The organism is Bacillus aerius, from assembly GCF_029894105.1.
In the GTDB taxonomy this organism is placed as follows: Bacteria; Bacillota; Bacilli; order Bacillales; family Bacillaceae; genus Bacillus; species Bacillus altitudinis.
In genome coordinates, this window is sequence record NZ_JARYHO010000001.1 from 2,343,089 (window position 1) to 2,356,816 (window position 13,728).

The window sequence follows — 13,728 nt, forward strand, 5'->3', positions numbered from 1 at the left end:
ACAAAATTACCAAACTCAAATTAAAATGTCAATTATAACTCACCGAGAAACGCTTGAAATACTTCATTCCCTAACAATTTTCCTTTTCTTGTTAAACGAATGCCAATCTCATCCTGTTCAATGAGACCTTTTTCTGCTAATTCTTCAAGAATGGCGGGAAAGAGTGCTTCTGGTGTTGCTCCAAATTTCGCTTGAAAGTGAGCACTTTTCACGCCTTCAATTTTCCGCAAACCTAAGAACATTTCCTCTTCGATCTGTTCTGCTTTTGTCACCTGATGCGTTTCCTTATATGGAAACCCTGTTTGTTCAATGAGCTCTAAGTAATGCTTCACTGGTCCAGCGTTCACATTGCGGACGCCATCTACATACCCGTGCGCTCCTGCGCCAAAACCAAAGTAATCTTCGTTGCTCCAATAGGTGAGGTTATGTTGGCTTTCAAAACCTGGTTTGGCGTAATTGCTAATCTCATATTGTTTGAGTCCGTGCCGCTCCATTTCATCCATGACGAGCTCATACATTTCAGCCTCACGTTCTTGCGGTGGTAAATGCAGTTTCCCTTTTTGCATCAAATTGTAAAAGACCGTCTTTGGCTCGACAATCAACGAATAAACCGAATAATGTTCTGCACCTAATGAAAAAGCGGTCTCTAGTGAATGCATGACATGATGCTTCTCTTGATGAGGCAAACCAAACATAAGATCAAGACTAATATTGTCGAACCCAACTGCTCTTGCTCGCTCGAAAGATGTGAGAACATCTTTCTTTTGATGAACCCGTCCGATTTTTTTGAGCAGGTCATCTTCAAATGTTTGAACACCAAAGCTCAGCCGATTAACGCCTGCTGATTTTAAGACATTCAATTTCTCAAGCGATAGTTCGTCTGGGTTTGCTTCTACTGCAAACTCGATTAAGTTTTTGGTTGGTTTTAATACGCGGTGAATGCTGTCCATAAGCTTATCTAACTGGCTGGTTGTCAGTGATGTCGGGGTTCCCCCGCCAATAAAGATCGTCTTTAGTTCTTGCTCCCCTTTTTGATCGATCGTGTGCTGCATTTCTTTTTCAAGAGCCGCTAAGTATTCATCGACCGGCTGGGTTTTAATGAAAAATTTATTAAAATCACAATAGTGACAAATGTGCTCACAAAATGGAATGTGAATGTATGCTGCTTTCATTTGTTGACACCTTCTTTACAGGTAAAGAGCCGCAGTTTATCGCTGCGGCCTCTTCGTTTGTTTTCGACTATAAACGTCAAGGCGAGCATTGTAAAGCAGGTTGCCTTGAGGATGTTATTTTTTCGGTGTGCTGTCGTCCATTTTCAGCACGGCCATAAATGCTTCTTGTGGGACTTCTACAGAACCCACTTGCTTCATGCGCTTTTTCCCTTCTTTTTGCTTCTCAAGAAGCTTTCTTTTCCGGGAAATATCTCCACCATAACACTTCGCTAGTACGTTCTTGCGCATTGCTTTAATGGTAGACCGAGCAACAATCTTTTGACCGATCGCTGCCTGAACTGGTACTTCAAAGTGCTGGCGCGGAATCAGTTCTTTCAGCTTTTCTACAATGATCTTTCCGCGTTCATATGCATAATCGCGGTGAACAATAAAGGAAAGCGCATCGATTTTTTCGCCATTAAGCATGATATCCATTTTCACTAGAGTGGATGGGCGATAGCCGATCAGCTCGTAATCAAAGGATGCATACCCTTTTGTATTGGACTTTAATTGATCAAAGAATTCGTATACGATCTCTGCCAGAGGAATTTCGTACACAATGCTCACGCGGTTTGCATCAAGATATTGCATATCAATGAAATTGCCGCGCTTTCCTTGGCAAAGCTCCATCACAGAACCAACATAATCATTTGGCACCATCATTGTTGCCTTCACGTATGGCTCTTCAATTCGCTCAATCTTTTGCGGATCAGGCAAATTGGACGGGTTATCTACGACGATTTTTTCTCCGTCTGTCATATACACATCGTAAATAACACTTGGCGCTGTCGTAATAAGGTCGATTTTAAATTCACGCTCAATCCGTTCTTGGATGATTTCCATATGAAGCATGCCAAGGAAGCCGCAGCGGAAACCGAAGCCCAGTGCTTGGGATGTCTCTGCCTCATATTGAAGTGAAGAATCATTTAATTCAAGCTTTTCTAACGCTTCACGCAAGTCGTTATATTTCGCTGTGTCAATTGGATAAAGGCCGCAGTACACCATTGGGTTCAGCTTTCTATATCCAGGTAGAGCTTCTTTCGCAGGGTTTACCGCACTTGTGATCGTATCCCCTACACGTGTATCGCCAACATTTTTAATAGCAGCTGTTAAATAGCCAACATCTCCAACAGTGAGTTCGTCTGTTGGCATTGCTTTCGGTGTAAATACGCCGACTTCAAGCACTTCAAATTCTTTGCCTGTCGCCATCATCTTGATTTTTTGACCTGGTTTGACGGTTCCTTCGACAATTCGTATGTAAGCAATGACGCCACGATACGCATCGTAGAGAGAATCAAAAATGAGGGCTTGAAGTGGTGCTTCTGGATCTCCAGCTGGTGCCGGCACCTTTTCGACGATTTGTTCTAAAATATCCTCGATCCCGATGCCCGCCTTAGCAGAGGTAAGAACAGCTTCAGATGCATCCAACCCGATGACATCTTCAATTTCTTGTCTTACACGTTCAGGTTCTGCACTCGGCAGATCAATTTTGTTAATGATCGGCAGGATTTCTAAGTTGTTATCAAGAGCTAAATAAACGTTCGCTAGTGTCTGTGCTTCAATGCCTTGTGCTGCATCCACCACAAGAATTGCACCTTCACAGGCAGCTAGGCTTCGAGATACCTCATAGGTGAAGTCGACATGCCCTGGTGTATCAATCAGGTGCATAATATATTCTTCTCCATCCTTCGCCTGATATTTCAGCTGGACAGAGTTTAATTTGATCGTAATGCCGCGTTCACGCTCTAAGTCCATGGAATCAAGTAATTGTTCTTTCATTTCTCGTTGCGTAATCGCCGCTGTTTTTTTCAAAATACGGTCAGCCAATGTGGATTTCCCATGGTCAATATGGGCGATAATGGAGAAATTTCGAATTCTTGATTGCCGTTCTAATCGTTTTTCTTTATCTGTCACAATCTATCACTCCTACTATAAAACGCGGGTTGCGCTAGGTTAGATTATATCAATAGGGCTGTAAAGATTCAATCGAAATCAAGAAAAGCCGCTCATCGGTTAGCGGCTTTCACGAAAAGGTGTGATATCTTATGAAATAACATCCAACATGATGCTTACAACAGTTTATTTACCATTCACCCAATCATAAAGTGTACGGGCTGCATGCGTCATACCATCTGATAATGCTTTTCCGGCCTTAGAGAAGGCATTAAAGCTCTCCATTTCTTCTAGCTGCTTTTGTTTTTCTGCTAAGTCTTTTTGTGTGACAGCTGTTCCGAGGATAGAAGCTTCTTTTTCTTGATCATCATTCGTTTGGACAGTGAAGGCACCTTTTAATTGCGGATCATGATACCCTTTCATTTGCAGCATGCCATTATTGGCTTGCTGCATTCCTAAAAAGACACCGAATAGCAATACGAGCGATAAAATAATGGTTTTTCCGATAAATGAGCCCATATCCTCCACCACCTTAAGACCGTTTTTTCTCATCCTTTGCTTTGCCGTCTACCTTTTCTGCGTCCCAGAAAATTTCACTGAACACATCAGCTGCTGCATTGGATGCGTTTTTCAGTTCTTCCATATTATTATCCACACCGCCAAATTCTAATAGAAGGGCTTTGTCAGATAAATCTTGATTATAGATTCCATTATCACCAATTTCTCCTTTGGCAAACACACCGACACTAAGTCCTTTATATTTTTTCTCCATCAAATGGTGGAACTCTGTCGCCAGCTTTAAGTTTTTCTCATAGCTTTGATTCTTCTTCCCAACAACAAATGCGATTCTCGCATATTTCTTGCCTTTGATTTCTACTGTCGTATCTTTCTTTCTTCTTGAATCCCGGTGAATATCGATTAAGTAATCTAAGTCATCATTTTTAGCGAGAGCTTCTTTTACAACCAATCTGGATTCATTATACGATTGTGGGTACTTCAACCCTTTTTTCAGCAGTCTTTTTTCAATTTCTGTTTTATCCACTGTGTTCCCGATTCCTTGCTGATCGAGCGCTTTACCAAACATCTCCCCGACAAGGGTGACGTTCACTTTTGAGTGGCGCGCATTGTTTGGGTTTGTTTCTCCTTTTAAAAATGGTAAATATGATTCCGTATTATGTGTGTGATAAATGTACACAGCTTTTCGTTTTCCTGTCGACTGGTCCGGCTCTTTTGCAGGCGTTTTCGGTTCATCTTCATCAAGCTTGTCCAGCTCAGCTAGATTTGCTTCTTTTTCATCTTTGATGACTTCACTTGGAGGCGGCGATTCCATTGGCATATTCGTATAGTCTGTACCTTCACCTGCTAGGATGATTTTTGTATCAAAATGTTCAAAGCCTGGCAGCTCTCTTCCTAGAAAACTGCGGGGGTCTTCTAAATTGATACTTGTGGCAAGTTTGAGTGACAGCCCGGAGAAATGAAAGCCTTTTTGATCTTCAGGGACTGCTGAGGCAAAATATTGATTTTCCATCCCCATTAGAGTTGCAAAGAATGCCCCTGACAGCTCATCTGCTACACCATATAATGATGCTTGAGGCCTAAGCTCAGGTTTTAAAGACGTCAAAGCCCCTGACATGACAAACACAACCACCAGAGAGACAATAAACAAAAAAATACTCTTCACTACTTTTGTTCCATTAATCGCAACGACCAACTGTCGAGGACGGCGAGGTCTTTTTTTCATGATTTACTCCCTCCAGCACGCTTTCTAGTAATTACACTATGAGCGAGCTAGAGAAAGTAGAACTGATTAATGATTATAAGAACCCATGTTGTCTTGAGAGATTTTTTGATGAAGTGCTGTATTTAACCCATTGGCGAGTACGTTCGCCATGTCATCAATGAATGTATCCACTTCCTTCGGTGTGACCATTAGATTTTGTCCAAGCGGCGCAAGTACTTCATGGATCAACTGTCTTTTTTCTTCTTCAGGAAGCGTTCCGACGATTCCTAAAAAGGATTGACGCGTTTCATCATCTGGCAAATCTTCTTCATTCAGCACTTTTTTCTTCCCAAATGTCAGACCCGCTGGTACTAAAGATCGGGAAGGTCTATCATCTTTCAGTTCTCTACCAAAATGCTTTAACACGTAATCAATCGTGTCACTTGCGATCGTCACTGCATCGACCACTGTCGGTACACCAATGGCAATGACTGGAATCCCCAAGGTCTCTTTGCTTAATTCTTTTCGTTTATTTCCGACACCCGATCCTGGATGTATACCTGTATCAGAAATTTGAATCGTCGTATTCACCCGTTCTACTGCGCGTGCAGCTAGTGCATCGATGGCGATCACAAAATCTGGTTTAGATCGTTCAATGACACCTTGTATAATGTCACTTGTTTCTATACCAGTCAGCCCCATGACTCCAGGCGATAGTGAAGACACCGGGCGATAGCCTTCCTGCACATTCTCAGGCTGTAATTCAAATAAGTGGCGTGTCACCAGCAAATTTTCAACTGTGAGCGGCCCTAAAGCATCCGGCGTGACATTCCAGTTTCCGAGTCCTACGACAAGACAGCTCGCATCTGCCTGAATGCCGTGATCTTTTAAAAACTGAGCAAAATGATGGGCAAAAACTTCAACCACTTTTTCTTGCATCTCAGAGTCTTTCTCCCGAATTCCTTGCGCCTCAAGCGTCAAGTATGTCCCTGCCTTTTTTCCGGTCAACTCTTCTCCTTCTGTCGTAATCTCCACAGTGCGGATGCGGATGCCGTGCTCTTCCTTCTCCTTCTCAACAATTCCTTGAATACCGTCCTTTTTGACCACATTCGGATCGTTCTCTTGTTCTAGTATCTCTTTTGTTTCAACGGCCAAATCGGTCCGGATTTGATAAGCGCTTAAATCGAGTTTCTGTTTCTTCATGAAAAGGCTCCTTCCATCAAGTAATTAACAGTAGTCTTTCCATCTCTTTCAAGAAACATTCGAGCGCTTCATCAATGAAAAATACTTTACATTTATATTGCATTCTAAAGGTGTGTTTGATAGAATACAATTTGTTCTATTGTGAAGATTTAACCTTAAGACAATTGTGTTTAGGTTGTATCTTAGGAGGTGAAACACATGCCAAATATTAAATCAGCGATCAAACGTACAAAAACGAATAACGAACGCCGTGCACACAACGTAACAATCAAGTCTGCGATGCGTACTGCGATTAAACAAGTTGAAGTTTCTGTAGCTAACAACGATGCTGAGCAAGCAAAAGCTGCTCTTTCTTCTGCTGCAAAACGCATTGACAAAGCCGTTAAAACTGGTCTTGTACACAAAAACGCAGCTGCGCGTTACAAATCAAGACTTGCGAAACAAGTAAACGGACTTTCTGCATAATGTTTGCAACGCCTCAGTGATGAGGCACCTGTTTAACTGTACGTCCGTCCTGAACGGCTCAGCCATAAGGACAGACTGGCAATTATACATCTAAACAAAAACGACCCTCTTTTGAGAAGGTCGTTTTTTTTATGTTCAAGCCCCTAATAACCGAAGCAGGAACAATTCTAATAATAGCTGCTTGTCCTTTTTACCCGTTTTCATTTCATAATCAATCGTGGAGAGCTCTTTGACGATGTACTTTAGCTCTTCTTCTGAAAACAGTCTTGCCTGATCCATCGCGAGTTTGACCCGAAAAGGGTGGACTTTCAGGTTTGACGCAATTTGTTTTTGCCCGTATCCCTGTTGAGCAAAGTACTTTGTCTGCAATATCAACCGAAATTGATTTGAAATGAGTGCCAATATTTTAATGGGCTCCTCATTTTGCTTTAGGAGATCATAAAACATTTGCATCGCTTCAGACCGGCGCCTGTTCACGATTTGGTTAATCAGTTCGAAAATATTCTGCTCCAAACTTCGTGCAACGAGCTGATTGACATCCGCCAGCTCAATTTCCTCTCGCTGCCCAATATATGTACTTAGCTTTCGAACCTCTTGAAAAAGTGAGGACAGGCTCCCACCACATAACATGACAAGCTGTTCTGCCGCTTCAGCCGAGATTGTTTTTCCTTCTGTTTTCACTAATGTAATGGTGAAATCCGTTGTTTCTTTCGGATTTAACTCTTTCGCCTCAACCACAGCCGCTTTCTTTTTTAACAATTTGGTGATTTTCTTACGTTCGTCCAGTTTTTCATATGGTGCTAATAACACGAGAATCGTGTAGGGTGCTGGCTTTTCTAAATAAGCTTCTAACACAGAAAGCTGATGCTCGATCTTTTCTTTTTTCTTTTCTGCAGTGAGGAAATAAGGGTTTTTGATCACAACGAGACGCCGCTCTCCCATAAACGGAAATGTTTCTGCGTCCGTCACAGCCTGCTCAAGCGGCACCTCTTCCATATCGAAGACAGAGTAATTAAAATCCTTTGTTTCTTCGTCGACGACAGCTTGTCTCAATTTTGCAGCTGTCTCTTGAAGTAAATACGTTTCTTTTCCATATAAGCAATAAACGGGATGGATATCCCCTTTTTTTAAATTGTTCCATACTTCAAAGACCATTCGCTTAAATCCCTCTCTTTCACTTCCTCCTCTATCCTAAAGCGTGTAGAGACATTAGTAAAGAGGAAGCTGAAAGTGCCGCCTCCTCATTTATAGTAAACGTCTCACGTAAGCTCCCGGGTCAGCTTACAGTCAGACGATATTCACAAAATGATCATGAAAATGGAAAACGGTTACTTTACCTTCTAGCAATTCCAAATGAGTTCAAGTATACTAAAAATAGCCAGGAGGGATGAAAATGAATGAATTTGAAAAGAATGTTCAAAGCAAGCGGAATGATGTGACCGACTCAGCTGTTGGTTTTATCGTCACATTCGGATTTTTCGCCTCAATGTTTATTTTGGCAACAGTGATACACCTCGTTGGATCTTAACTACATGAATGCAAGATGACTGCCGTTTTGGCAGTTTTTTTATTGATTTTGTAAGATATCATATGGAGGATGAGCGTAAAATGTTCCATCCTCTTCAAGAAATTCATAGGTCACACTTCCATCGATATCTGTACGATACACCTTTGTTTGATGCTCATTTAATTTTTTCAAAACTTCTTGATGAGGATGGTGATACCGATTTCGTTCACCTGCTGAAATCAGTGCATATGACGGGTTCAAATGCTGAAGCCATTCTTCACTTGTTGATCCTTTACTCCCGTGATGTCCAACCTTCAAGACATCCGCTCGTAGCTTGGGGTAAGCTTGAATGATGTCTCGTTCCCCTTCTTGTTCAAGATCCCCAGTCAGCATAAAACGCTTGCCGCCAAGCATAAAGGTGAGGACCAGTGAATCATTATTTTTACTCGTCACCTGGTCACGTGCAGGATGCAGAACGTCAAATTTTTGTCCTCCAATTCTCAGCTGATCCCCTCTTTCCAACTCATCTACAGGAATCCTTTGATCAACCGCTTCCTTTAAAAGCTGCGCATCCTCTGGATTTCGAGCAAAGCCTTTTGGGATTGCAAGGCGCTTGACTTTATTTCGCTTTATTAACCGCATCGCTTCTCCCATATGATCTTGATCTGCATGGGTAAGGATGAGGACATCAAGTTTTGCTATGCCTTTAGAATGCAGAAATGGAATAAGCGTTTGATCCCCAATTGTAGATACTTTACGTCTTTTTTTCCATGGCTCTTCTTCAAAAGAAAGTCTGCCTCCTGTATCGACTAATATATGCCCAGTTCGATAAGGTAGCTGAATAAACAAACTATCCCCTTGTCCTACATCTAACATTGTGACCTCTCCTTTTTGAAGAAAATTCGGCGTGAAATAGTGTACAGCCAGCACACAAACGAGAATCAAAATAGGCACAAGATAAGATTTGATAGAAGTTTTACATTCCATCACAATGAATAGAAAAACAATGGAGGAAACCTCTAGGAGCACATGCCACCATGTCGATTTCATAAAAATGAGAGTAAGACCATCGTAAGTAGCCATATGTGCAGACAATTGATGACTAAACTGGATCACCCAATCAAGCAACTGAAACAGTGTTTGTCCAAGCGGAAGATAAATGATAGATAAAAGAAAAAAGAATAAGGACAGAGGCATGACAACCATTGTATAAAAAGGAACAAACATCATATTTAAAGGAACACTCAGCAAGGAAAATTGTTGAAAATAATATAAAAGAACAGGAAGCGAAGCAAGCTGTGCAATCAAGGAAATGAGGAATAACTGCATCACCGAACTTTTTGCTTTTGATAAAATACTAGTGGATAGCAAAATAAATAAGGTCACCACAAATGACAGTTGAAAACCGACATCAAATATATAAAGTGGTTGAATGGCTAATAAAAGCAAGAACGCTGCACTTAACACGACCGCAGAAGGCTGTTTCATTTCTTTTGGCAGGCTTGTGATGACTAAATAAATTCCAGCCATGAGACAGGCTCTTAACACAGATGGTGCAGCACCTGTTAAACAAGCATAAACCGGCAAAAAGGATAATAAAAGAATACGCGCTGTCTCTCTTGTCACGCCAGCGCGGAGTAGACACCAAAATAGACAAGCGAGCAATGTTTGAACATGAAGTCCTGAAATGGCTAATAAATGAATGATGCCAAGCATTTGATAATCTCTTAATGTATCAGGGTCTATTAAATCACGATCGCCAAAAATAAGTGCCTGCACAATCCCAACAGAACTCTTCGGAACGTGATCTTCTAGAAATTTCAACCCCTTCTGCCTAATAGATGAAAGGTAATGTGAAGGGCTGTCATGTTTCGTGCAGCTTTTCATAGACTGCGTTAGGAAAATAGCATCAATGCCTTTTGTTTTTAGAAATTGATCATATTGAAAGCCATTCGGTATGGTTGCATGTTTGGGCAACCGCATCTCACCTGTCATATGACAGCTCATACCTGGCCCAACATCTTTTAGCGCTTCTTTTTCACGCTCCGTTTGAATCGTATAAAATGCCGCTAGTCGACGATTCTCTGATGAAACAGTCGCTGAAAAGCGATTGCCATCTATTTTCGGAATCGTTTCAATCACAACCGAATCAGAAAATGCTTTTTCTTGTACGGAATGATCCGTTTCAAAAGACTGATGCACCATAAAAATGAGCATATAGATCGTTCCACACAAACTGACCATTAGAAAGAGCTGGGGTGTTTTTTTCAGCAGACTGAAAAGAAGCCATACAAGAAGAAAAAGGAGAAAATACAAATGAAGATGATATGCGGCCAGAGCAATTCCAACAGCTGCTGAAATCGCCCCGAACGGCAAATACTTAAACATAGGAAGTAAATAATTGATTCGCCTTTTCATGCATTTGACGAATTTCTGTTTCGCTAAGTCCTGATTCACTTAGTTTGCCTATTAAATCCGCAACAAAGGCTAATTTTTCTTGGTTTTTTAAGTCAATAATCATCTCATCTAGTTCAACCTGTTCTGTTTGAACTCCGGCCTGTTCAAATAAATCAACAGCATATGGATGATTTTTATAATCCTTCGCATAATACACTGTTCGAATACCTGCTTGAATAATCGCTTTACAGCACTGCAAGCAAGGAAAATGCGTCACATATATTTCAGCATCAGCCGTTGGTGCACCAAATTTGGCACATTGTAAAATAGCGTTCATCTCCGCATGGATTGTACGAACGCAGTGATGATCTATGACATAGCATCCTACATCTGCACAATGTACGTCGCCGGCAATGGATCCATTATATCCACCTGCAATGATGCGCTTGTCTCTTACGATCGTTGCCCCAACAGCTAGCCGCTCACAGGTGCTTCGCAAAGCAAGCAAATGGCTTTGAGCCATAAAATATTGATTCCATGAAATTCTCTCCACGAGCTGATCCCTCCAGAATGATGTATGGTATTAAGTGTACATGCCTTTCTTCTATACCGTCAATTCTACTTAACCGTCAGTTGATTTTTTAGTCGTTCAATGGTCTTCTCTCCAAAACCCGAAATATTCCGCAAATCTTCAATTTGCTGAAATTCTCCATGTTCTTCTCTATACGCAATGATGGCTTCCGCTTTGGCTGGGCCTATTCCGTTAATGGTCTGCAAATCCGCTGCATCAGCTTGATTGACATTCACCCCTTGACTCTGTTCATTTCCCGGCGGCGTATTAGCCGCTGCTGTTTGTCCCTGCTTGTCACCTTCCCCCTTCTTTTGTACATAAATCATCATACTGTCCTCTAATTTTGCTGCTTGATTGATGTCAACTGTATCTGCCTTGCTCGTAAAACCACCTGCTCTTTTAATCGCTTCTTCAACTCTGTCCTCAGCCATAAATGCATAAACGCCAGGCTTCCGTACAGCTCCTTTGACCTCTACTACGATGGATGTTGGCTCTTTTTCTGCACTCTCTTGTTTTTCTTCTAATGTGACCCGCGTTTCATGTTGTTCTTTCAATTCACTTGGCTCGGCGCTGCCTTTCTCTTTTCCTACTAAAAAACAGAAACAGATGATGAGGAGGATGATGATGCCCGCTATCAGATAAAGTCTGTATTTTTTCAACGAAATGAGCTGCTTCACTTGTTCACGCTTCTTTCAATCATATTTTCACGCTGCTTCACATACTGTTTAGAAGATAACAGATCCTATGCGTCTAAGGAGGGAGAACGTTTGAATATAGGGTTAATCGGTACAGGAAACATGGGTACCATACTTACTGAGGCATTTATTGAATCAAAAGCAGTCAATCCCTCATCCATCACCATTACAAATCGGACCATCGAAAAAGCGTTCAATATAAAAAAGAATCACCCAGAGGTCGAAGTGACGAAACAGCTTTCAGGAGCTGTAACAGATAAAGATTTCATCTTTGTTTGTGTCAAACCACTTGATATTTATCCGCTTTTAAAAGAGCTGAGCCCACTTTTAAAAGAACAGCAAACCATTGTCATCATTACAAGTCCGGTTCATCCTGAACAGCTTCAAGACATTGTTCCTTGTCAAACAGCCAGACTGATCCCAAGCATCACCAACCGCGCATTATCAGGCGCATCACTTTTAACATTTGGTTCATCATGCAATGTCACGACAAAAGCAGCGCTCAGACAACTCGCTTCCCGCATTTCAACACCAATAGAAATTCATCATTCAATCACACGGGCAGCCTCAGATATTGTCAGCTGCGGTCCTGCCTTTATTAGCTTTCTTGTTCAGAAAATGATTGAAGCCGCTGTTGAAGAAACGGATATTTCAAAAGAAGAAGCCACCACCTTATCAGAAGATATGCTTGTAGGACTTGGCCGTTTGATTGAAAAAAGGGTGTATACCCTGCCGACACTGCAAGAGAAGGTGTGTGTAAAAGGCGGCGTCACCGGCGAGGGCATTAAAGCACTTGAAGCAGGTGTTCAAGATATGTTCCATCAGCTTTTTCAGAACACTCATGACAAGTTCGATGAGGATGTAGAAGCGGTTGCGCATCAATACCCACCGAGTGTGTTTACTGATGATCTCAGAAATTAAACATGTTCGCAACAAGCGAAAAAAGGGTTTTAAAAAAACCATCGTCCATTAAACGATGGTTTTTGGTTTCTTCGCTGAAATAAAATATCTTTCTGCACATTCTTGAGGTGCTTCATTTGTAAAATCAGCGGTCACTTCAATCTGTTCAAAGCCAGCGGACTCAAGGAACGCTGCATATGTCTCAAAAGGAAATGTACGTTGTTCGTGCGTTTCATCATAACGTTCATACACGTCTCCGTCTTTTACAAAGAAGCTTAAATCATGAATGATCGAATATGGATGATCTCCTTTATCACTCTGCCAAATGTAGCTGATTTCTTCATCTTGATCGGCATAAGTAGAGCCAGGAAATACCTCTTCCATTTTATAAGGGGTATGAACATCAAACAATAAAACCCCACCTGTCTCTAAAAGCTGAAACATGTTTTTAAAGGTTTTTTTGACGTCATTTTCGTTTTTTAGATAATTCAAAGAATCACAACAAATAACCGCTGCTTGAAAAGTTTGTTCAAACCCCTCAAGCTCTCTCATATCTTGATGTAAAAATTGAATAGACTGCTTATGAGCCTGTGCTTTTTGCTGCGCAAATGCCAGCATCTCTTCACTTAGGTCAATTCCTGTGACCATGTGACCTTTTGCAGCTAACCGAAGAGAGATTTCTCCAGTTCCACAACCTACATCGATAATCGCACTATTCGGCTTGATATACCGCTGTATCCACTGAACCCATTCATCATAAGGGGCATGTGTCATGAGCTCATCATACACACCTGCAAACCCTTGATAAATCATGAGTTAATGCCAAGCGAAAGCGTTTCTCTCGGCGCATCTCCCCAAAGCTTCTCTAAGTTATAGTATCCTCTTTCCTCTTTGTGGAACACATGAGCAATGACATCTCCTAAATCAATCAAGACCCATCTTGCTTCGTCAAAGCCTTCCATCTTTTTAACTTCGATGCCGCCTTCTTCTGCAAGGTGTTTCACTTCTCTTGCAATGGCCTGTACTTGTTTGTCAGAATTCCCGTGACAAATGAGAAAATAATCTGCAACAAGTGAGATCCCTTGCATATTCAGGGCGATAATGTCCTCTGCCCGTTTATCATCGCACGCTCCTGCTGCGATGTTTAAAATTGATGATGCATCCAT

At 41.5% G+C, this 13,728-nt stretch carries 14 protein-coding genes; 3 read left to right on the forward strand and 11 right to left on the reverse strand.

What is annotated here, in order from left to right; genetic code table 11:
- Window positions 1-32: 32 nt before the first annotated feature.
- The 5 genes from hemW to gpr form a co-directional block, all read right to left on the reverse strand.
- Window positions 33-1,172 carry a radical SAM family heme chaperone HemW gene (gene hemW, locus M2353_RS12115; protein WP_284725477.1) on the reverse strand — a complete coding sequence of 380 codons (1,140 nt, stop codon included), beginning with the start codon at window positions 1,170-1,172 and terminating at the stop codon, window positions 33-35.
- A 114-nt stretch (window positions 1,173-1,286) separates the two neighbouring features.
- Window positions 1,287-3,125, reverse strand: coding sequence for a translation elongation factor 4 (gene lepA, locus M2353_RS12120; protein WP_284725478.1), 1,839 nt, complete (start codon window positions 3,123-3,125; stop codon window positions 1,287-1,289).
- A 165-nt stretch (window positions 3,126-3,290) separates the two neighbouring features.
- Window positions 3,291-3,623, reverse strand: a complete 333-nt coding sequence (locus M2353_RS12125) for a YqxA family protein (RefSeq protein ID WP_017358024.1) — start codon at window positions 3,621-3,623, stop codon at window positions 3,291-3,293.
- 13 nt (window positions 3,624-3,636) lie between these two features.
- Complete coding sequence (locus M2353_RS12130; protein ID WP_007501337.1) at window positions 3,637-4,845, reverse strand: stage II sporulation protein P; 1,209 nt, start codon at window positions 4,843-4,845, stop codon at window positions 3,637-3,639.
- A gap of 66 nt (window positions 4,846-4,911) precedes the next feature.
- On the reverse strand, window positions 4,912-6,027 hold the full coding sequence (gpr, locus tag M2353_RS12135; RefSeq protein WP_008342483.1) for a GPR endopeptidase: 1,116 nt from the start codon (window positions 6,025-6,027) through the stop codon (window positions 4,912-4,914).
- A 198-nt stretch (window positions 6,028-6,225) separates the two neighbouring features.
- Here gpr and rpsT point away from each other — a divergent pair, with 198 nt between their 5' ends.
- Window positions 6,226-6,492, forward strand: coding sequence for a 30S ribosomal protein S20 (rpsT, locus tag M2353_RS12140; protein ID WP_003217506.1), 267 nt, complete (start codon window positions 6,226-6,228; stop codon window positions 6,490-6,492).
- Between the two features lie 135 nt (window positions 6,493-6,627).
- On the opposite strand, the gene holA is transcribed toward rpsT, so the two are convergent.
- Complete coding sequence (gene holA, locus M2353_RS12145; RefSeq protein ID WP_017358025.1) at window positions 6,628-7,647, reverse strand: DNA polymerase III subunit delta; 1,020 nt, start codon at window positions 7,645-7,647, stop codon at window positions 6,628-6,630.
- A 238-nt stretch (window positions 7,648-7,885) separates the two neighbouring features.
- On the opposite strand from holA, the gene M2353_RS12150 reads away from it, so the two are divergent.
- A complete protein-coding gene (locus M2353_RS12150; protein WP_008342491.1) occupies window positions 7,886-8,020 on the forward strand; it encodes a YqzM family protein in 135 nt (44 codons plus the stop codon).
- Window positions 8,021-8,059: 39 nt separating this feature from the next.
- Here the strand turns inward: M2353_RS12150 and M2353_RS12155 are convergent, their stop codons facing one another.
- The 3 genes from M2353_RS12155 to M2353_RS12165 form a co-directional block, all read right to left on the reverse strand.
- Entirely contained in the window at window positions 8,060-10,387 is a 2,328-nt protein-coding gene (locus tag M2353_RS12155; RefSeq protein ID WP_342394159.1) for a DNA internalization-related competence protein ComEC/Rec2, read from the reverse strand.
- Window positions 10,380-10,949: a ComE operon protein 2 gene (locus M2353_RS12160; protein WP_008356210.1), complete on the reverse strand. Its 570-nt coding sequence runs from the start codon at window positions 10,947-10,949 to the stop codon at window positions 10,380-10,382. The genes M2353_RS12155 and M2353_RS12160 overlap by 8 nt, the downstream gene beginning before the upstream one ends.
- A gap of 65 nt (window positions 10,950-11,014) precedes the next feature.
- Complete coding sequence (locus M2353_RS12165) at window positions 11,015-11,644, reverse strand: helix-hairpin-helix domain-containing protein (RefSeq protein ID WP_284725480.1); 630 nt, start codon at window positions 11,642-11,644, stop codon at window positions 11,015-11,017.
- Window positions 11,645-11,734: 90 nt separating this feature from the next.
- On the opposite strand from M2353_RS12165, the gene comER reads away from it, so the two are divergent.
- Entirely contained in the window at window positions 11,735-12,583 is an 849-nt protein-coding gene (gene comER, locus M2353_RS12170; protein ID WP_008342498.1) for a late competence protein ComER, read from the forward strand.
- 48 nt (window positions 12,584-12,631) lie between these two features.
- Here comER and M2353_RS12175 read toward each other — a convergent pair whose 3' ends face one another.
- Entirely contained in the window at window positions 12,632-13,375 is a 744-nt protein-coding gene (locus M2353_RS12175) for a class I SAM-dependent DNA methyltransferase (protein ID WP_135009260.1), read from the reverse strand.
- Complete coding sequence (gene rsfS, locus M2353_RS12180; protein ID WP_008342502.1) at window positions 13,372-13,728, reverse strand: ribosome silencing factor; 357 nt, start codon at window positions 13,726-13,728, stop codon at window positions 13,372-13,374. Before rsfS ends, M2353_RS12175 begins: the two co-directional genes overlap by 4 nt.

What these genes read in the sequence shown, in the direction of transcription:
- hemW (WP_284725477.1), bottom strand. Translation starts at nt 1,172, where the DNA reads ATGAAAGCAGCATACATTCACATTCCATTTTGTGAGCACATTTGTCAC.
- M2353_RS12125 (WP_017358024.1), bottom strand. Translation starts at nt 3,623, where the DNA reads ATGGGCTCATTTATCGGAAAAACCATTATTTTATCGCTCGTATTGCTA.
- M2353_RS12130 (WP_007501337.1), bottom strand. Translation starts at nt 4,845, where the DNA reads ATGAAAAAAAGACCTCGCCGTCCTCGACAGTTGGTCGTTGCGATTAAT.
- gpr (WP_008342483.1), bottom strand. Translation starts at nt 6,027, where the DNA reads ATGAAGAAACAGAAACTCGATTTAAGCGCTTATCAAATCCGGACCGAT.
- rpsT (WP_003217506.1), top strand. Translation starts at nt 6,226, where the DNA reads ATGCCAAATATTAAATCAGCGATCAAACGTACAAAAACGAATAACGAA.
- holA (WP_017358025.1), bottom strand. Translation starts at nt 7,647, where the DNA reads ATGGTCTTTGAAGTATGGAACAATTTAAAAAAAGGGGATATCCATCCC.
- M2353_RS12150 (WP_008342491.1), top strand. Translation starts at nt 7,886, where the DNA reads ATGAATGAATTTGAAAAGAATGTTCAAAGCAAGCGGAATGATGTGACC.
- M2353_RS12155 (WP_342394159.1), bottom strand. Translation starts at nt 10,387, where the DNA reads ATGTTTAAGTATTTGCCGTTCGGGGCGATTTCAGCAGCTGTTGGAATT.
- M2353_RS12175 (WP_135009260.1), bottom strand. Translation starts at nt 13,375, where the DNA reads ATGATTTATCAAGGGTTTGCAGGTGTGTATGATGAGCTCATGACACAT.
- rsfS (WP_008342502.1), bottom strand. Translation starts at nt 13,728, where the DNA reads ATGGATGCATCATCAATTTTAAACATCGCAGCAGGAGCGTGCGATGAT.